At 30.9% G+C, this 21,887-nt stretch carries 6 protein-coding genes; all 6 read right to left on the bottom strand.

The window, feature by feature from the left end; all coding sequences use genetic code 11:
* Window positions 1-230 precede the first annotated feature (230 nt).
* Window positions 231-2,780: a M14 family zinc carboxypeptidase gene (locus tag BM335_RS04720; RefSeq protein WP_090223667.1), complete on the bottom strand. Its 2,550-nt coding sequence runs from the start codon at window positions 2,778-2,780 to the stop codon at window positions 231-233.
* 19 nt (window positions 2,781-2,799) lie between these two features.
* Window positions 2,800-8,232 (bottom strand): DUF8202 domain-containing protein, encoded by a 5,433-nt coding sequence (locus BM335_RS04715; RefSeq protein ID WP_090223665.1) that lies wholly within the window; start codon window positions 8,230-8,232, stop codon window positions 2,800-2,802.
* A 132-nt stretch (window positions 8,233-8,364) separates the two neighbouring features.
* A complete protein-coding gene (locus BM335_RS04710; RefSeq protein WP_090223662.1) occupies window positions 8,365-9,117 on the bottom strand; it encodes a T9SS type A sorting domain-containing protein in 753 nt (250 codons plus the stop codon).
* Between the two features lie 388 nt (window positions 9,118-9,505).
* Entirely contained in the window at window positions 9,506-14,410 is a 4,905-nt protein-coding gene (locus BM335_RS04705; RefSeq protein ID WP_090223659.1) for a DUF8202 domain-containing protein, read from the bottom strand.
* A 240-nt stretch (window positions 14,411-14,650) separates the two neighbouring features.
* Window positions 14,651-19,339 carry a DUF8202 domain-containing protein gene (locus BM335_RS04700; RefSeq protein WP_090223656.1) on the bottom strand — a complete coding sequence of 1,563 codons (4,689 nt, stop codon included), beginning with the start codon at window positions 19,337-19,339 and terminating at the stop codon, window positions 14,651-14,653.
* A gap of 99 nt (window positions 19,340-19,438) precedes the next feature.
* Entirely contained in the window at window positions 19,439-21,886 is a 2,448-nt protein-coding gene (locus BM335_RS04695) for a TonB-dependent receptor plug domain-containing protein (protein ID WP_090223654.1), read from the bottom strand.
* Window position 21,887: the final 1 nt, after the last annotated feature.

Here is a 21,887-nt window from a genome sequence, read left to right as displayed (position 1 = left end):
AAAAGTGCCCAACTTTTTAAAATTGTAATCTTCATCTTTAATCTGACATAATTAACCAATCTGAAATACACTAAAATTGAGAACAGTATATTATTGTAAATGCCACAAAATGAAAATTAATCTATAAAAAAAAGCAAAAACTAAAAGTTGTTTTTAGAAAAATAAGTAACCTGAGATGTAAAAACTTTAATGACTAAATATAAGCTATTTAGCCATTAAAGTTTTGTGTTTTAATTAATTATTAGCTTCTTTGTTGCCTTTCCTAAATCTGTACTTACCGTTATAAAGTAAATGCCTGACATAAAATTAGCCGTATTTATCAATTCAGTAGTATCAAAGTTATTTTGCACATTTTTTGTATATACTTTTTGCCCTAATACATTGGAAACTGTTATATCAAAATCGTGTATCTCATTTGGCATTTTAATAGTAATTTCACCATTAGAAACTGGGTTAGGGTAAATAGAAAATGTGCTTAAAATTTCATCTTCAATGCCAAGGGTTTTATCAACAATATTTACTGTGTAATCCTCAACTTCACCATAAGAAAAAGTCTCACAAGCTGTAGGTGCAGATTGATTTGAATTATTATAATATTTCATGGAAACTCGCATCCGTGTTGTACCGTAAACAGCTGAAGACGGTATCGTGAAACTTCCAGTGACTGGTCTTGTCTTTGAAGATTTTTTTGACCAAACTTGCTCATTTGCATCTAAAAAATCACCATCTTGATTAAAGTCTATCCAAATACTGTATGCATCATTATATTTAGTCCCAGAATTATTTGGCCAAATTGGCATGATTGATGTATTTACAATTTCACCCTTATCTACATTTAATGCCAAATTTGTTAAATCTGAATATCCAGTTGCAGAACTAACCATATCAATATTGCCAATTTTTACCAGACCAATGTAACCACCAGCTGAATCAGATCCTTGAGATGTACAATAATTAGTTGTAATAGTATTAAACGTCTCAATAGCACTCCAACTTGTTGTTGTTCCACTACAGGTAGCTGTCACTTGAAATTCATAGGTTGATGTTGCTGTTAATCCCGTTAAATTTGTTGAATTTGTAGTTGATGTTGTAGTTATCCATGATGATGCTCCAACTTTTCTATATCTTATATTGTATAAACTGGCGTTTTTAATATTATCCCAAGATATGGTTGCCGATGTCATTTTTAATGAATACGCCCTTAAATTTGATGGTGAAGATGCTGTTGATAATGGTGTTAAATAAACATCTGGCAAAACAACTGTTTGATAATCCGTAATTGTTTGGTTTCTTAAAATGTACGGCACATAACAATCTGCTTCATACATAATATCATAAGTACCGCCTTTAATTGGTCTATAATAATCTCCCAAAGGCAATTCGGTTTCAACCCATGAACCATTAGTGTCGTGATTAAGAATACTAATTTTAGCATTTATAGGTAGATTTGTATTGGCGTCTTTTACAACTCCCTGAAAACCGTATGTTCCTTGTATTAAAAACTCAATAAATGCTTCTTTATTATAATTCCATAAATCTAAAATATCATAAGAACCGGATGGACTTGCAGGAGGTAATTTAGTATTTGATATTTCAAATGTTATTTCTTTGGTATGTCTTTCATAATTCATATAATCTTGTCGCCCACCATTAATAATGTACCAATCAGCACCGTGTGTAATACCAAGGTAAGAATTAAATGTATTATCATAAGTCATATAAGAAACTGAACCTGCGCTAGTGTGAGTATTAGCAGCGTACTCAGTACTAACTAATTGCATCCAAGTATCGTCCGCATGTCTATCATAGGTATAATCCCAAGGGTAATTGACAACCTCTTCTCCACCGTGAAAATTCCCGGCAACCACAAAATGCGTTGATTCTGCCAATTCCATAAATTTAGTTGTTTCATATTGATATACTCTTCCGTCAGGATGTAATGTTCCATCGGGAACAGGATAGTTTCTATTCATATCAAATGCATAAGCATTTCCTCTAATTGCTGAGCTTACACTTGTATTTGAAGTTCTATAGGTTCCATCTGGATTTGCCAACGGATTAATCCATACTTCAGAATTATCTAATAAATTTTTAACTCGGGTATGATCAGAATCTCCAGTATTTTTATAGGCTGTAATAAAATGATCAATCAAATTCAACATAGAAGGGTAGCCCGCAATTTCATCTCCATGAATTGAAGATGTATACATAACTCTTGGTTCTTTCTCCCTAGTGTTCACATTATCAGAAAGTACAATAAACAATAATTGATGTGCACCTCCAGAATAACCACTACTGCCAGAGCCTGAAGTAGTTCCAATAGAAACTAATCTAGCAATATCGGAATGATCATTAACAAAATCATTCATTTGTTGCACATATTGTGCATAGGTAGGATATGCAACTAATGGGAATGATAATGTATAAGATGCGTTTTTTCCAGAAACTCCTTTTTTATGAATTTTGGGGTTAAACATTTCCACATTCTTAGGTTCATTCAGCTCTTTATTTATAGTAAAAGGTAAATTGAATTTAAGAAATTTTTCAAAATCATCTTTGTTAGCAATTGCTTTTATTGTTAAAGGATGCTTAGGATCTTGTCCGTGATCAAAAGAAACTATGTTCGCTAATTGTTGAATTTCTTTAATTGTATTTGCTGTAAAAGTGAAAGCTAATTCACCTCTTTCTTTTAAATATTTCTCGGCCAATTCTAAATTACTTTGTGCATTTGATAGGCACGCACTAAATAAGAATATGGTAATAAGTAATTTTTTTATCATTAATGGGGGTTTATACGTTTTACTCTATTATTATTTTTTTATTGATGATTCCTTTTTCAGTTTTCATTTGAACTACATAAACTCCTGTAGCCAATTTTATAGGTAAAGAAATAAGGGTACCATCAAACTTTTGATTCCAAATTTTAATATTTTGACCAAGATAATTTACCAATTTTATTTGAGAAATATTGGTTTCAGCATCTTTTTGAATTTGTAATTCAGCTATTTGATTATTCATAAAAATATGGACTCCTGAAATTTCTTCTATGATTTCTGTATCTTCTTCTATTACTTTAGGAATTGGTTTAAATACCAAATAAAATCTATTTACATATTCTCCTGCTTCTATTTCTTGTTCAAAAGGATTTTCTTTTAAATTATATGTTTTTTGCAACAAACTATCTTTTAAAAATAATTGCATATTTACGTCTTCATTCTCAAGTTCGTCTATTTTTATTTTTACCGTACCCGTTTCTTTAACTTTAACACCTAACAGAATTTCCTTATTATTTTCAATGGCGTTTGTGGCTTGTATTACATACTTTTTATCTTGTATTACCCAATACATGTCATCTTCAAAAACTTCATAAATTTCTGCCTCATAACCCCTATCAACACCATCTGAAGCATTTTCATCAATAGTTAATAATAATTGTCTATGATCAACTTTAGCCCCTTCAAAACCAATTCTTATTTTTTGTCTATTATCCATAAACCTGCTGGTTGATTTTGTAGTTTTTTTAGTAATTCCTTTCATAAAAACAGATCCAAAATTGCTCACGGTTTCTTCGGCTTCTTTAAAAAAGATTCTTTGTGAGTTTTTAAAATGAATTTGCCCATTTGTGCTTCCTACAACAAAAAAGCCTTGACCAACTGGAATAAACCTACCTGGTATTTTAGTTGAAGTTCCTAAATTACTCACTCCTGCAGGAATTACACCGCCTGAAGTTGCGGTTACACCTCCTGCTTTGGTTAGCGTTGCGTAGCCTGCTTGATAATCTTTTAAATTATGATTTGTACCTCCATAATGTTCCCAAAAATATAATGGCCCCGTTAAATTTGGATTGTCATCAATAAATTCCCAAGAATCGATTGCTGAAGCGTATGGATTTCCTAATAAATAATCATATCCGCTTGTAATATTTAAATCAAAATTTCCGTTGTTTGGTTTTCCAACAAATACATAGTTTTGATCTGCTGCAGCTCCAGTTCCTTTCATTAAAAAACCTTGACCAGGATATATTTTACCGGTATTACCAATTTGCTCCCATAAACTATAACTACCTTCTGGGTGGTTTGCATACTTATACATCCAATATGTACTTAGTGTTATTGGTGGCCCAACTGCGCCATCATAGCCTCCAACATACGTAATAGCACCTGGTGAGCTTGCATTGGTACCATCTCTTAAAACGTCAATAATTCGTGAATAATTTAAACCGTCATTTAATGAGTACACAGGTGATGACCAATCATTATACCAATATTTATTTCCTACGCCTTGTTGATCGCGTTCTAACACTCCATTAGTACCCACATTTAAATCACTATTTAACGTTTGAATTAATTGCGATTCGCCTTGTAAATCTATTTTACCATTTAAGCCTAAATAATGTGAGATTGTAATTCCATTACCAGTTCCTGAATATGGGTCAGTAGTAGTAGGATTTACACCAGTTACTTCTAATTTTTTTGTATTGTCTACAAGTAAACCTAATACATTTCTGTTTCCAAAATTAGCCGCTGGTAAGCTTGAATTTTCTAAAATTACATTGCTACTAATTTGAACAATATTCCAATCAACTGTTTTTGTAGCGTCAACAATGGAAGCTGAGCCTGGTATTGTTTGAACCGATCCATTTTGCCAAGTACTACTTACATCCCAATCTGTATCTGCAATTGAAACATACGGTAATGGTGCTGTTTGCCAATCTACTGTATTCAGTTTTTTAATTGCAGCAACATTTCCATTTCCTGAGGCATCTTTACAGTTTGTAAACGTATAGACACTCATTGGATAATATCCTTTTAAACTTGCCCAGTCAACAGCATTGATATCATTTTTTGATGGTGTGATTGTTAAATTTTTAAAGTAAGAACCTGATACTTTTGTTCCGTCATTCTCAATTTCTTGATTCATCACAAAACGTAACTGATCTTGTGATAGTGCCGTATTCCAAATTCTAACTTCATCTATATTTCCTTGAAAAAATGAAGTTGTATTTGACTCATTACCATCTGCTGCAGCTATTAAAAATGATTCGGAATTAGTAATAGGAACTGCTAAATTTTTAGTTTGTGTAACATCTTCAACTCCATCAATATATAATTTAGCTTGTGTACCATTATACACAACGGCAACATGATGCCATTTGTTAGAAGGAATTACAACTGAAGAAGTAATTGTTTGCGTAGCACCATTTTTCCAAGACATTTCTAGGTTTCCTGAAGCATTTATTTTAAAATCGTAACCACCATTTGCATAGGTGTTATTTCGTTTTGAAACTATTGATGCATTTGTATTACTTCTTTTTACCCAAGCTGAAATGGTAAATGATGTATTTAAATCTAATTTATTTCCAACATTTAAATAATCTTTAGTTCCATCAAAATAAATAGATCTTGTAAAGGTTTTCTCAGGCGCATAACCGAAAGTAATGAATTTTTTTGAACTTGTAAATTCATAATAGGTTTCTAAATTACTGCCATTTAAGTTCATTATTCTGTATTCAGAAGTTGGACTAAAGGTAGGCTCATCAGAAATAAACATTAAAAAACTACCTGGCGGAGTAATTGTTGCAGTTAACATAGTTTGCGGAATAGCAATTTTAGCCATTCCAACTGTTCCTTTTTTTACCACTTTCCAAGTTCTACCTATTGAAGTAAACTCTACATTTGTTGTTAAACCAGAAATTCCTGCACTTAAATTAACCACAACAGGAGTTTGAGCCGTTAAACTTCCATTATTGTTTCCCCAGACTAGATAAGATTTATCTGCCGCAAAGTTATTTGTGTTTAAATTATTAGTTGCTAAAATATCTCCATGACCAATGGTAATATCATTAGTTGCATGTACTGATTTTGATTGTTTTTGATTTAATTCAGCTACATCATCTCTACCAATACCTGTAATATTATAGTTAAATACATCTTCGGTTGGCGTACTTGTATTTACATCCCATATTAAAGTTCCATCACTAGCAACATAATCTTGACTAGTACCGTTTGTACCTAACGTAATTCCGTATTTGATAGCTAAATAGGATTGAATTCTGTTACGTTCTTGTGTTAAATCTGTATCATTTTTACGAGAAGAATAGGTAATAATTTCTGTAACTCTACCATTTAAACTTCCACTCCAACCTTCACTTCTACCAATCCAATATTTACCATTTGAAACAGCTCCCCATTTAGAAATGTCTGAAGTTGTATTTACCACATTTGTTCCATTATAATACAACTCCTGACTATTATAAGTTATATTATTTCTTGAATTAATAATCCCAACATTATCATAACCTCCAGTTACTGTTTGAGCCACTCCAAAACCATCATTTAAGCCACCCGAAAGACCATAAGCATATGATAATACCTCATTGTTAAACCTTTGAGAATAGCTACCAAACCCAGTACCTGTTCCATCATTATTTTGAGAACCTGTATCAGAATCCGCACAAAATATATCCATACTACTACTTGAATTTATAGCAGTATCTGGTATTACAACAACAAAAATATCTTGCGTATAAAACCCTGAATTACCTGTCAGAAATTGTTGACCTAATTGTGAATAGTTAAAGCTATCCGAAGTTGAAGCTCCATTATCAAAGTCAATCACAGGGTTAAAATTTACATTGTGTATTGGGTCGTCTCTAAAAGTTGGTTCTTGTCCTGTAGCTGTCACATTCGCATTTGAACCGTTGGCTTGAGTAACCCAAGAAGTAACTCCATTGCTTCCGTTTTTTGTAACTCCTTTATTTGATTTTAACCATAACTGTAAGTTTTTAGCAACACCTCCTGGAGCGTTAGATAATGAAGACATTGTACAACCTCCACCTGAAACATTAAAATTAACTGTTACCCCTGCTGTATTTGCAGCATTTCCATTTTGATTTATAACAGTTGTTCCACCAACAGTTATTGTAATGTTATCTGTACCATCCCAACCATTATTATTTGAATCATACATAATAAAATAATAATTATTCAAATCTTCTAAACATCCTAAATTAAATGTTGCTAAATAATTAGTGGTAGTTGTACCTTCTGTATCTCTAATTGAACTAATTAAAACACCGGATGGTGTATAAATTTTAAGTGAATTTTGATTAGAGCCACTTGGCCAATTTACCGAAACTATTACCTCAGAAAAAGAAGCAATACTTGCAACTACAGGTGTTCTTGGTGATGATGTACACGTACCATTACTTACAGAAACATAATAAGTAGTGGTGGTTGATAAAGATGGTGTTGTAAAACTAGGACCTGTTGCCAATGGTGAACCACCGGTTAAATTAGCATACCAAGAAATTGTACCAGACGAAGCAGTTGCTGCTAATGTAAGCACTCCTGGGTCTGGCCTAGAAGCAGGCGTTGTACCTGTTATAGTGGGGGTTGCGTTTACAGTTATTAAAGCAGTTGCTGTTCTTGTTGCACTAATGCAACCTCCAGAATTTGTACGTGCCTCTGCATAATATGTTGTATTGCTAGTTGGTGATACTGAAAAATTAGCACCACTTGCTGAGCTTCCAATACTTGAACCGCCAGTAGCTTGTGTGTACCAATAAATAGTATTACCCGCTGAAGTAGCGTCTAAATTTACACTTGCCCCGCTACAAATTGTTGTACCTGTATTTGGTGTAACTGCAGTTGGTGCTGCAGGGTTTGTGCATTTTAGAGTCCCTGAAATTAATAAATCATCTATATTGAAATATTCTCCATAATCTATATTTACAGAACTAACTCTAACTTTAACACTTGTAGTACCATTAGGTATATTGACTGTGTATGGGTTGGAATTTACAGATTGCCCATCTCCATCAATATTTCCCCAATCAATTGTTTGACCGGGATTGTTCCCATTAACTAACCTATTACTTATTGCCCAAGTTGCTCCGTTATTATAAGAAATATCTAACCATAAATCTTCATTATTACCTACCAAATATGAAGAAAAAGATATCTTTACAGTTACATCTGTATAAGAAGAAATATCTACATTATTAAATAACACATATTCTGTACCACTTGATCCTGCAAATTCCAAGGAGTTTGGTGTAGATGATGCTGTGTAATTCCAGGTATATACATAAGTTCCATTAGAAACCGTATAACCTAATCCCGCAGTATCAAAATTTTGGCTTGCAATTGTAGTCTGTGAAAATGTGTTTAAAGAAACTAAAACACATAGGCTAAACAGTAGCTGTTTAAATTGGGGTTTAAAAGTAAGCATAGTATAATCTAAAAGATTGGGTTACACAAAACTAACGTCTTTTTTTAAAAAAAACTAATTTTGCGTAACCCAAACAATAAATTGCACTATTTTACGTATTATTGGATTTGTATTTTAAATAAAATACATATTTTAATGAACCATAATTTTTTTGGTAGATTTTCCTTGTTCAGATATTGATTGTAAAAAATAAATACCAGGCTTTATATTTACTGGAATATCTATATAATTAGCATTTGTATTACTTTCCCAACTTTTAATATGTTGCCCAATTGAATTGTACATATTTACACTTGCTAATGTAACTTCATTAGGGTTATTTAATACAATTTTTGAGTTTAAACCATCGTAATAAATATTTAAATCTTGCACAATAAAACTTGACTCTACTATTTCCTCTATTTCTTTTTTACATTCTTTAAACGTAATAGCAAACCTATTCGTATATTCACCTGCTGGTAACGTTATTTTATAGGTTTCATTTTGAATTTCATATACTTTATTTAATTCCTTATCTTTTAATAAAACCAACATAGTTTCACAAGGGTTTTCTAAAGCATCTACTTTTATTGCAATTTCACCTCCTGAAGAGATGATTCCTAATGGAATTTCTTTATCAACGTGTATTTCATTGGTTGCTTGAATTACATATTTTTTATCTTTAATTACCCAAAACATATCATCTTCAAAAACTTGATACATTTCACCATCATATCCCCAGTCTACATCATCACTGGTATTTTTATCTATGGTAAGTAAAATTTGCCTGTAATCTATTTTTTCACCGTCAAAACCAATTCTGAATTTTTGACGTGTATCTTTCATTTGAGAGAATGATAATGATGTTATTATTAAAAATAACGTAAAAAGTATTGTTTTTTTCATAACATTGGGGTTTTGTATGTTATTAAAAACTAAATTATATATTTTTACATGTTGCAAAAAAAGCAACAAGGATTATTCACTAAAAAAGTGATTTAAAAGTCTATCTTCGGGGGTTAATTTTATTTATTCCGGCGGAGAAATAATTTTATTTAGTATTAAATTCATGGCTAGTAAGATGTTTTTTAATTATAGTATAAATTTACGAAGAAAAAGCTTATAAAAAAATTAAAAACGTTAAAATTTACCATTTATTGAAGAAATCGTACCATTTATTTGTTTTTTGTGACATTCATCATCAAGAAATGACCTTTAAAACTTGATTAAGTTGCCTTTTAAACCAAAAAGAGCGGTGATAATCACCGCTCTTTTAAATTATTTTAGTAAAATTTTAGTTTATAAATAGTTTTTTAGTAAAAAAACCTTCATCAGTATCAACTTTTATTACATAAACTCCTTCAGAAACATTTATAGGAATTGAAGTATCTTTTGTGGTTCCTATTGTGTTATATTTTTTAATCGTTTGACCTAAAATGTTGTACAAATTAATTTCATTTATTTTAAGTAACTTTTTATTATTTAAAACTATTGCTTTTTCACTATTATTAAAGTACACTAAAAAATCGTTATTTAAAGATTCATTATGAACTGAAAGCGCATTGTTGGTTTTAAAAGTGATAGAATATTTATTATGGTATTCTCCAGCTGGTAAATTGGTTTGATAACTTGTATTGGTAATATCATACACTTGATTTGTGTCACTATCTTTTAAATACACACCTAAATCATTTTCAATATTTTCCAATGCATCTATTTTAATTGTTATCAATCCGCCTTCTGTGGTAACCACCCCAATAGGTATTTCTTTATTAACCTCCACAATATTGGTCACCTGAATCACATATTTTTTGTCATCAATCATCCAATAAATATCATCTTCAAATATTTCATAAATTTCAGCATCATAACCCCAATCATAACCGTCCGATGTCTCTTCATCAATTGTCAATAACAATTGTCTATGATCTATTTTAGGTGCATCAAAACCAATTCTATATTTTGGTCTTGTATCCACAGTAGATTTATTTGAAGATACGGATTTAGCACTTGCAGTTTTCATAAATACTGAGTTTCCTCCTGCTTCGGTTTCAAATATTCTTTGACTATTTTTAAAAATAATAGTACCTCCATCTGCATCACCCTGTACAAAGAAACCTTGCGAAACAGGTAAATATTGTTCTGGTGTTTTAACAGCCGTTCCCGAAGCACTTACTCCTGGATGTGCCGTAGCTTGCACTCCACCACCTAAACTATAGGTTCCGTAACCTGCTTGATAATCTTTTAAATTATGTGTATCACCACCATAATGTTCCCAATAATAAATAGCACCTGTAATTGAAGAAGTACCCGTAGGTCCATTATCTATAATAAACTTTTTACTATCTATTGCTGAAGGATATGGATTACCTATTAAATAATCATAACCACCTGAAACCGTTAATGTAACATCTCCATTATTAGGTTTACCGACAAACACATAATTTTGATCTGGTGAACCCGGATCTCCAGTTCCTTTCATTAAAAACCCTTCTCCTGGATTTAAATTTCCAGTACTTCTTATTTGTTGCCATGAACTATAATCTCCGTCAGGTGAATTTGCATATTTATACATCCAATATGTACTTAAGGTTACAGGAGAGGTTGCTCCATCATAACTGGCGTCATTAAATACTATTGTTCCAGGTGCACTTGGTGTTGTTCCATCCTTTAACACATCTGCAATAGTAAAAGGTGTACCTGCAGAAGTATTTGTTTTTATTACTGGCGAAGACCAATCATTGTATCTATATTTATTTCCTATTCCTTGCTGATCTCTTTCTAAGTAACCCGTGCTAGCATTATCAAAATCACTATCAGTTGTTTGTATTAATTGAGATTCTCCATCTAAATCTATTACGCCATTTAACAATAAATAATGTGATATTGTTAAATGATTATCTGCATTAATTGAAAGCTCATTTGTATTGTTTAATAATCCTAAAACTGTCACTCCTCTGGTTGTATTAACATTGGTCGTTGTTTCAACAATATTCCAATCTACTGGAGTTCCATAAAGGGTTGTATTTGGAATATATTGCACTGTATTATTTAACCACGTTGCAGGCGTATCCCAATTTCCATTTGCTGTTGATTGATAAGGTAAAGGCGCAGTTTGATTTTCTACTACTTGCTTATCTTTTGCTAAATATTTTATTCGTGCCCAATATTTATTTAATGAATTATCTTCAACGGTAGTGCCATAATATGAATTCATATCATAATACGCTTCTAAATCAGACCAATTTCTTAGTTTAATATCATTTTTAGTAATTGTTTGTGGTAAAATTTCACCATTTACCTTGGTTGAAAATGCTTCAATTTCTTGATTCATTATATAGCGAATTTCCGTTGCGCTTAATGCAGCATGCCAAATACGAACTTCATCAACAGCACCATTAAAAGATGCAATGCTATTTTTGCTTGTATATAAAGCTCCAATTGAAAATTTATGATTACTACTTGTAGGATTGCTTAAACTGGAGACTGTTTTATCTAAAACTCCATCAATATATAAAATGGCTGTTCCAGCACTATAGCTTAAAGCAATATGATGCCACTTAGTATCTATGGTATTTGTTGATGTTACTTGCGTAGCGCCATTCCAATCAATAGCAACTTGATTACTACCGTTTATTTTGAAATTAAAACCTGTTCCTTTTGAAATAAAACTTCCGCCAGTACCATTATTTTGTACCCAAGCCGAAACGGTAAAATTATTTGTTAATTCTAAACTACTATCACCCAAAAGAAATTCTCCAACACCAAAATCTACTCTTCGTTTTTGCTCAACTCTTGTTGCTTTTGCTACTGTAAAATATTTAGGATTTCCTGCAGCAATTGTACCATCAAAATCATACCAAACTTCAGAGTTTGTTCCGTTTACTTTAAAAGGAACCACATCAATAATAGCCGAATTTGCAAAACTGGAATTGTCAGATACTACTAACATATACTCTTCATTTGCCACCAAAGGAATATTACTTGTTAAACTAGCTGTTGGAATGGATATAACTACCTCAGGAACATCATTTTGACTTTCAATAATTTTCCATTTTCTTGAAACTGGGGTAAATGTTGTTGTTACACCACTTAAACTAATGCTTCTTGAAGCTTCAGAAGATGTATTAAAATTTCCATTATTATTTCCCCAAACTAAAAAGTCTCTATCATTAACAAAACTTAATTTATTATTACTAATATTTTGATTATTGGTACTTGCAACTTCACCTAAACCAATTGCAATTAAACTTCCATTATTTACACTTTTAGATTGTTTTTGATTTAATGCAGAGTTATCATCTCTACCAATTCCAGCAATGTCATAATTAAATCCAGCATTTGAAGTAACATCCCAAATTACTGATCCGTTAGAATCTACATAATTTATGTCTGCCAACCTTGAATTTGTACCTGTATGTAATGTTATTCCATATTTTATAGCTAAATAAGATTGTATTTTTAATCGAGAAACAGCATCATCATTTCTAGAAGAATATGTAATTACCTCAACAATTCTACCATCAAAACTACCAGTATACGCCTCACTTCTACCTAACCAAAATCTTGAGTTATTAACATTATAAAATTTATTTAAACCAACTTCAGTATTACCAATATTTTGTGCATTAAATGACAATATGTTTTTGGTAGGCGTACTAGAATTATTTTTTGAATTTACAATTCCTGGCATATTATAAGTTACTGTTGTGCTGGTATGCGCAATTCCATAACCTCTGTCATTAATATCAGCTGGAGGAGTTGTTGGTGTTGTTGATACTGCATAAGATAATACTTCATTATCAAAACGCACAGAATATCTTCCATATCCAATACCTGTTCCATCTTTTTCATCGGTAGAAGGGTCATAATCCCCACAAAAAATATCCATACTTGAAGTTGAGGAGCTAATCGTAACATCAGGAATCATTACTAAAAAAATATCTTGGGTGTAAAATCCATTAGTACCCATCAGCACATCTCTACTTGTATCAGAGTTTGAATAATTTAAAGATGAGGTACTGTTATCATTATCAAAATCAACTACTGGATTAAAATTAATATTAAAACTTGGATTGTCTCTAAATGTTGGTTCTAAACCAGCACCTGGTACAGTAGCATTAGAACCACTACCCTTATTTACCCAAGTTGAAACACCTTGCCCATCGGAATAACTCAAACCATCATTAGCCTTTAACCATATTTTTAAGTTATTATACACACCCCCAGGACTAACAAAAGCTGAAGCAGAGCTTCCAGTTCCTTGTATTGTAAAATTAAATGGGTTTTCATTTGTATCATTACTATCTATTGATATAACAGCTTGTACTGTACCTATAGTTGAGGGACTAAACCTTACCACAAAAGTTAAATCTGCTCCTCCACTTGCAATACTACTTACGCTAGGTTGTGTAACAATTGTAAATGCTGCATTTCCTGAAATATCTACTAAAGGAGTGCCTCCGGTTAAATTTAATGTTGAGGTTCCTATATTTTTAATGGTAAATGTTTTTTCTATATATGAAGAAATTAAAACAGAACCAAATTCTGTAGCATCACTTACAGAAGGTGTATTATCTCCATCCGTAATTGAAAAGCCATTTCCAAAAACATCAATTTCTGGTCCTGCTGGGTACGTAACTGTTAAGGATATATTATCAATTGCCATATCGCCAGTATAACCACTACCTGTTATACCATTTAGCTGTATTCTAATATTTTGACCAATAAAAGCATTTAAGTTAACATTTACTAATGTCCAACTAGCTCCATTGCTGGTTTGATCTTGACCTGTACGCGTCCAAACTGTAGTTGGAAAAGTTGCACCACCATCAGTACTTACCTGTACATTTAGGGTTCCGATAGTAGCACCATACATATGATAGTAAAATGAAAATGTAGGATTAGTAATGCCCGACAAATTAAAAGAAGGACTTACCAAGTTTGCAACCATTGATGGGTAATTTGGGCTCGATGCCTCTGTATATATATAATATGTTCCTGATTGAGCACCTGAAGGTCCTGTACTCGCAGATGGAGTTCCTCCAGAATATCTTGACCTATTAAAATTATTTCCAGTCGCATCTGTCCATCCATCATTACCAGACTCAAAACTCGCTGAATGTATAACGGTTTGAGAATACAATGTAACAGATGAAAAACATCCTATTAAAAAGAGTAGTGTAATAAATTTTTTCATAACACTGGGGTTTCAATCTTGTATGAAAATATTAAATAGTAAAAATTATTTGAAGTTAAATTTCTTCAATAAAGCCTAATAAATTAATGGTTTTAATTTATTTTAAAATTTATATAATTTGAATTTTTAGAGTAAAAAAGTGTATAAGTTGTATCATAAGTATAGGGGTTTTGAACACACTAAATTAATTTAAAAATTTGTAACTTCCTAATTTTCAGTGTTTTTTTATTATTTATTGTTTTAATTGATGAAAATTTTCTTATTGTAAATTCGTTTTTCAGTTGCTACTTGAACAAAATAAATACCTGTATTATTTTTAACTGGAATTGCAAATTCGTTACAATTAAAATTGTTTGTAAAATTTGCAATTGTTTGTCCTAAATAGTTAACTAATTGTATTTTATATATTTTCAACTCTTTATTCTTTTTAATTTCTATTTCTGAAGTTGTATTATTCATATAAATACTAATATCATTGGTGAAAATTTCATCATCAATAGTATCAGCAACTATTTCAGGTTCTTCAAAAAGTAACGTAAAACGGCTAAAATACGTTCCTGGCTCTAAGTTAACTTCAAATATTTGATCATTTAAAGGATGGCTTACATTAGTTACTTTATCTTTAATAAATAGTTTCAGGTTTTTATCTACATTTTCTAGAGCATCAATTTTTATTTGAACAATTCCTCCTTGTTTTGTTTGAATTCCAAGTTGAATTTCTTTACTAGAATTTAATGTATCAATACACTGTATTCCATATTTTTTATCTTGAATCATCCAAAACATATCATCATCTAAATCTTCATAAACCTCAGCATCATAACCCCAATCATAACCATCAGAAGTATTTTCATCAATAGTTAATAACAATTGCCTTTGATGCTTTTGTGGTGAAATAAATGCAATTCTTATTTTCGGTCTTTTATCTAAACTTGTATTTAATTTTTTGAAATTACGATTATTACTATTTTTTAGAAAAACAGAATTTATGGTATCTTCTACTTGAAATGCTCTTTGATTGTTATTAAATTTTATAGTTCCGCCATCACTATCACCTACTACAAAAAACCCTTGACCTACTGCAATAAATTCTTTTGGCGTTTTTGTTGCAGAACCAACATTACTAACACTAGGATGAAAAACTGCAGGTGTTCCGCCTCCTAAACTATAAAGTGCATAACCCGCCTGATAATCGGCTAGTTTATGACTATCTCCGCCATAATGTTCCCAAAAATAGAGTGTTCCTGTTATTGAATATTCATTGTCTAAAATAAATTGATTTGCTTCTATTGCTGAAGGATAAGGGTTTCCAACTAAATAATCGTTAGAACCAGCTATAGTTAATTCTATATCTCCATTATTAGGCTTACCAATAAATACATAATTTTGATCTGAACTTCCAGATGCTCCTGCACCTTTCATTAAAAAACCTTCTCCACAATATATTTTTCCAGCATTTCCAATATTATTCCAAGAACTATATAAATTATCGGGTGAGTTTGCATATTTGTACATCCAATAAGTACTAAGTGTTAATGGGTTAGTTGTGCCATTTACACCTGAAACATATAAAATTTCACCAGGATTATCTGGATCTGTACCATCTTTTAAAACATCTTGAATAGTAGCATAATTGGTTCCGTCATTTCCTGAATAAACTGGAGACGACCAATCATTATATCTATATTTATTTCCTTGTCCTTGTTGATCTTTTTCTAAATAACTAGTACTTAATTCATCAAAATAACTATTTCCTGTTTGTATTAATTGCGATTCTCCTTTCAAATCTAAAACCCCATTTAGTAACAAATAATGTGAAATATGCACACCATTATTATCGCTAACATTTAACCTATTACTATTTAATTTTAAACTCAATAATTTTACATCTGATGTTAAATTTATGGTATTATTTATTTCAATAATATTCCAATCTACCGAAGTTACACCATCAAGCCCTAATGAATTTGGCGCTGTTTGATAATCACTATTTAACCAGATAGAAGAATCTTCCCAATTTCCATCATCTATAGTAGTATATGGTAAAGGAGCTGTTTGTGATGTTACAATATTTTTGGATTTATTTAAATAATTAAGTCTTAAAAAATATCCGCTATCTGTTAATCCTTCAACAGTAGATCCATAAAAAGAATTAAAATCATAATACGCTCTTAAATTACCCCAAGGAATCATACTTATTTCATTACTTAAAGAAGATTCTGTAATTGATTTTCCAGTAATATAATTGCTTGTTCCTTTTTCAATTTCTTGATTCATTAAATATTTAATTTGATTTTCAGATAACCCAACATCCCAAATTAAAACTTCATCAATTTCACCAAAAAAGGAATTGATAATATTATTTTTTGATATATATACAGCGCCTACAGAAAATCTATTGTAGTTTGGAGAAGGATGCACAACATCTTGCTCCGATTTATCTAAAATACCATCTACATATAAAAAAATTGTACCACTATTATAAACAAAAGTTATTTGATGCCATTTAGTATCCGTTATTGCCATATCAGAAACAAATCTTGGTGTTATGGCGTCATCAATCATAACTTCTATCTTATGCGCACTATTTAGTCTTAATTGTAATTTTTCTCCTTTAGCTAAAATTGTTCTAGTTGAAGTTTCCGAGCCCGTTCTTCTAATCCAAGAAGAAATAGTAAATGAATCTACATTTAAATTTAAATTGTATTCACCTACCAAAAAACTACCTGCATTAATACTCACTGACTGTTTGTTACTTGATAATTTTGGTGCTTTTCCAAAAGTAAAATACTTTACACCATCAAAATCATACCAAGTTTGAAGATTAGAATTTCCGTCAGATTTTAATGGTATAACATCAATAATGTCACCATTTCCAAAAGTATCACTATCAGCAACAATCAACACATATTCTTCTGAAGCTGTTTTTGAAAAACTACTAAAAGCATTTGAAGGAATGCTTATGTATACATTTTCTACATCACCATCAATAGCTTCTTTAGATTCAATAATTTTCCATTTTCGATCAATACGTGTTAGTGAAGTTGTTATTCCCGATGCTAAAGTAACAGTATTGGTATTTGAACCTGAAAATGCACTATTATTACAGCCCCAAACTAAAAAATCTCCATCTTTTTTAAATTCGTTTGTATTTGCACTATTTGTAGCAAATAATCCGCCCAAACTAATGGTAACCTCATTTAAAGTATGAATGCTTTTAGACTGTTTTTGATTTAAATCAGAAATAGAATCTCTTCCAATTCCTGCTACATGATAGTTATATCCAGCATTTGCAGAAATATCCCAAACCGAAGTTCCAAAGGAATTAACGTAACTTTTTTGAGCTTCAGATGTTGCACCTAAGGTAATACCGTATTTAATGGCTAAATAAGATTCTATTTTTTGACGATCTGATGCTGTTACTCTTGATGCAAACGTAAAAATTTCAGCAATACGCCCATTTAAACTTCCTTGAATATCAAAATTTCTTCCAATCCAATATTTACTTCCATTTACATTAGCATAGGAAATATCATTTACTGTTGTAGTAGTTAAAAGATTTGAATTATATAATAATTCTTGTTTTGTAGCAATATCAGCATCATTTCTAACATTAATAATACCTGCAGTAGTGTATGTTGAATTTAACTCCGCAACACCGTTATAAGTACCAGTTGGAGACGCAACATCTTGATTGTATGATAACGTTTCATTTGTAAAACGTGTAGAGTAATTACCAAAACCAACACCTGTAATATCGCCAGAATTTCCTGACGAAATTCCTGAAAAAATTGTGTTTTGAGTTGATGAGCTATTTATGGTAGAATTTGGAATCATAACAATAAAAATATCCTGACTGTAAAATCCATCGGTACTATTATGTAAATATTGCTCTATACTACCTCCATCATTTTCAAATTTTATAACAGGATTAAAATTGATATTTGAAGCTGCATCATCCATATAACTTGGCTGATTTGCGGCAACAGATTGCTCAGCATTTTTTGAGTTTGTACCTAAATCCAACCAACACCTCACTTTATCAGAAGTTGATGGTTCAAATTTAATTCCTCTGGTAGATTTTAGCCACAACCTAAAATCGTTTGTTATTCCACCAGGGCCTGGAATATTATAGTTAAACATTTCCGCACTTACATTAAATTCAAAATTGTCAGGAAAAGTATCACTATTTCCAATACTTATAGTTGCAGTTTGCGTACCCACACCTAATGCAGGACCGGTGAATGTTACATCAATTAAAATATAAAAATATGGGTCTAAATCATTCCAAGGAATTGAATATGAGGTTGTAATTTCAAAATCTGGATTTGAACTAGTAGCTGTCAAAATATCTAAGGAACAGCTTCCTATGTTTGCAATTGCATAACTTCTGGTTACTTTTGAACCTTCATCAACAACACCAAAATAAGTTCCATTAATTGGAGAAGTAACGGTAGAACCATTGTTAATATCGGCAAAAGGATTACCTCCTAAAACATAAATTTGAGGAGAAGAATTAATTGAAATGGTAAATGAAAAATCAGGGTCTCTATTATTTTTAATAGTTACACTTGTTGAGGTAGCACAACTATTACTAGTGTTTTTAATAGTAAAATCTAAATATTTGTCGCCATTTTTACAACTACTAGATCGTATATTGTAAGTTAAATTAGGATGTGAAACAGAAAAATCTGAAGTATTACTTAAAACAATCTCTTCTATTTTTAAAGTTCCGCAATTATCTCTCGTATTTATTATTCGAAAAGTTAAACTATTTCCAGCCGAAATAGCAATATTTTCGCTTTGATTTATTTGAGCACCACCTAATATATTTGTTTGCATTTCTTGAGCGTTACTCAAAAAAGAAACAAATAATAAGAATAAAACCTTTAATCTAAATCCATTAGCCAACGTCGTATTTTTCATCATAGAAAAATTTTATTGGCTCAAATATACGTATTAATTGTAATAAACGGTTGATTTACACGTATAAACGGTTGATTTTTGACGATATTATGATATATGTCATTAAATACTAAACAGCAAAGAAACTGATAAATTTCTACCGGGTGCGCTTATGGAAGACGCGAATTCTTTATAATGCACGTCAAAAATGTTATCTAAATTAAGATAGCAAGTTATGGTATTGTTAATTTGATAATTAGAGTTAAAATTTATGGTATTCCAACTTGGAGTTCCATAATATGAATTTGTTTCAGTAATAAATGGCACTTGCTCTAAACTATCAATTCCTTCAATACTATTGTAATCTTCCAATTTCTTTTTTTGATTGAATTTGATATTTATGTTTGCCTGAAAACGCTCTTTTTCAAAACCAATTTCAAACAAACCAAATATTGGAGGTATTGAAGATAAAGGTTCTTTGGTATCATAAGCCATTCCTTTTGTATAAGTTACAGAACCTCTTGTAAACCATAGTTCATTAATTGTTCCTTTTAAACTAAAAGTACCGCCTAAAATATAAGCATTATCTTTATTTACATTTGCTACCACATTTCCAACTTCACCATCATAAACAATAGTTTCACTGTTATTTATTTTATAATAATCGCGTGTAATATAATTAGACAATAAAGTGTAATAAACATTTAATCCTGTTTGAAATGTTTTTTCTTTAAAATACTTTAAAATACTGGTTTCAAAATTATATACATATTCTGGTTCTAAACTAGTATTTGGTACGGTTACATTCCCCGATTTTTCTCTAACTTTTCCAATATCATCTAAATTTGGAGCCCTAAAACCTGATGAAACAACTCCGTTTAATTGCCAATCTTTTGAAGGTTTAAACGCATAACCAATGGTAGCTGTTATTGCTGATGTATTTAATGAAATATCCGGATCTGGTAAGGTTATAAAAGTATCATCAATCCATTTTGCAGTTAAATTAGTATTTACATATCTAATTCCTGTATTTAAGGTAGATTTTTTATTAATATCTTGTCTATAATTTACATACGTAGCTAAACTTGTACTTGTTCCACCACCATCTGGATATCTAGATTGTACCACAAAATCATTTGAAAACCCAACAATTTTATTTCCGTAAACTTCAATTGTTTTACCATAAGCATTTGAGCCAACATCATTATAAGTACCCTCAAAACCGTATGATAAAATTCTATTTTTAGTTGATGTTAATGGAACAAAAAAATCACCATTTAAACTAAACACATCTACATTTTCAATTCTATAAGTTCTATCTAAACTGGTAAATTTTCTTTGAATTCTAGATTCTTCTACATCTTGATATGCAAGTGTAATAGCACCACTTTCTAACCATTTTTTATTTGGATTTAACTTTAATTGCGTTGAAAAAAGAAATCTTTTTTGTGGTCCGTAATACGATTCTGCATTTTTTAATTTTCCGTTAGAATATTCCGTTAAATCTTCAAAATTATTAATATTTGATGATGTTGAATATTGCAGGTTAAATACCAAATCGTTTTTTAAATTTAAAGGAATTACCACTTTTTGTAAAATATCTGTTTGGTTGTAATCGGTGTTTTTTTGCAAATATTCTTTTGAGTTTAACACTGAGTTGGCATTGTAAAAAGTATTTGTGTTATTAGAATATTCAAAAACTTTTCCCCAATCTTCAAAACCATGTGTTCTATTTTTACCCATTTTAGTTTCGCCAAATTTACTGTAAGAAACACTTGTAAATGATGCCCATTTTTTTCTTCGTATTTCTATATTGGCTTCATTGGTAATTTCATTATTAACGGAACTAAATCTGGAATATACCGCGCCATTTACTTCATCTTTATCACTAACTTTCGGTGTTTTTGTAAAATAATGAATAACACCTCCTAAGGCATCAGATCCATAAATAACAGACGAAGGTCCAAAAATCACTTCCGTTCTTTCAATAATATTTGGAGAAACTGTTATAGAATTTTGCAGATGACCCGTTCTATAAATTGCATTGTTCATTCTAACGCCATCAACCACCAATAAAACTCTGTTAGCTTCCATTCCTCTTAAAACAGGACTTCCACCACCAGATTGTGTTTTTTGAACTCTAATACCAGGTAAATTTGCTAATAAATCGGCTGAAGTTTGTGGAGCAATTTTTTTAATTTCTTGTAACGATGCTACTGTAAATTGTTCTGCAACTCTACTTCTTTTTTCTTCGCCTTTTGATGCCGACAAAATAATTTCATCAAGTTGTTCTGCTTTTTTATTTAAATAAACCACAAATTCTATTACAGCCAATTCTCGCTTTAAAATTTCAAATTCATAATATGATAAATGATTGAATGAAATAACATCTGAGTCATTAAATTCTGATAAATCAGCAATTCCAAATTTATTGGTTGAAACCACAGTATTGTTAGAATCATCATAAATAGTTACGCCTTGAATTGGTAAATTTGAATTTCTATCAACAACTTTAACTTGTTGCGCAAAGGTAGAAATTGAAAAAAGTAAAAGTAAAAATAATACTCTCATA

The organism is Lutibacter maritimus, from assembly GCF_900116115.1.
Classification (GTDB): domain Bacteria; phylum Bacteroidota; class Bacteroidia; order Flavobacteriales; family Flavobacteriaceae; genus Lutibacter; species Lutibacter maritimus.
This window is presented reverse-complemented; position numbering and strand designations above follow the sequence as displayed.

Excerpts from the sequence above, each read along its gene's own strand:
- BM335_RS04700 (WP_090223656.1), bottom strand. The coding sequence starts at position 19,339 with ATGATGAAAAATACGACGTTGGCTAATGGATTTAGATTAAAGGTTTTA.
- BM335_RS04695 (WP_090223654.1), bottom strand. The coding sequence starts at position 21,886 with ATGAGAGTATTATTTTTACTTTTACTTTTTTCAATTTCTACCTTTGCG.
- BM335_RS04715 (WP_090223665.1), bottom strand. The coding sequence starts at position 8,232 with ATGCTTACTTTTAAACCCCAATTTAAACAGCTACTGTTTAGCCTATGT.
- BM335_RS04710 (WP_090223662.1), bottom strand. The coding sequence starts at position 9,117 with ATGAAAAAAACAATACTTTTTACGTTATTTTTAATAATAACATCATTA.
- BM335_RS04705 (WP_090223659.1), bottom strand. The coding sequence starts at position 14,410 with ATGAAAAAATTTATTACACTACTCTTTTTAATAGGATGTTTTTCATCT.
- BM335_RS04720 (WP_090223667.1), bottom strand. The coding sequence starts at position 2,780 with ATGATAAAAAAATTACTTATTACCATATTCTTATTTAGTGCGTGCCTA.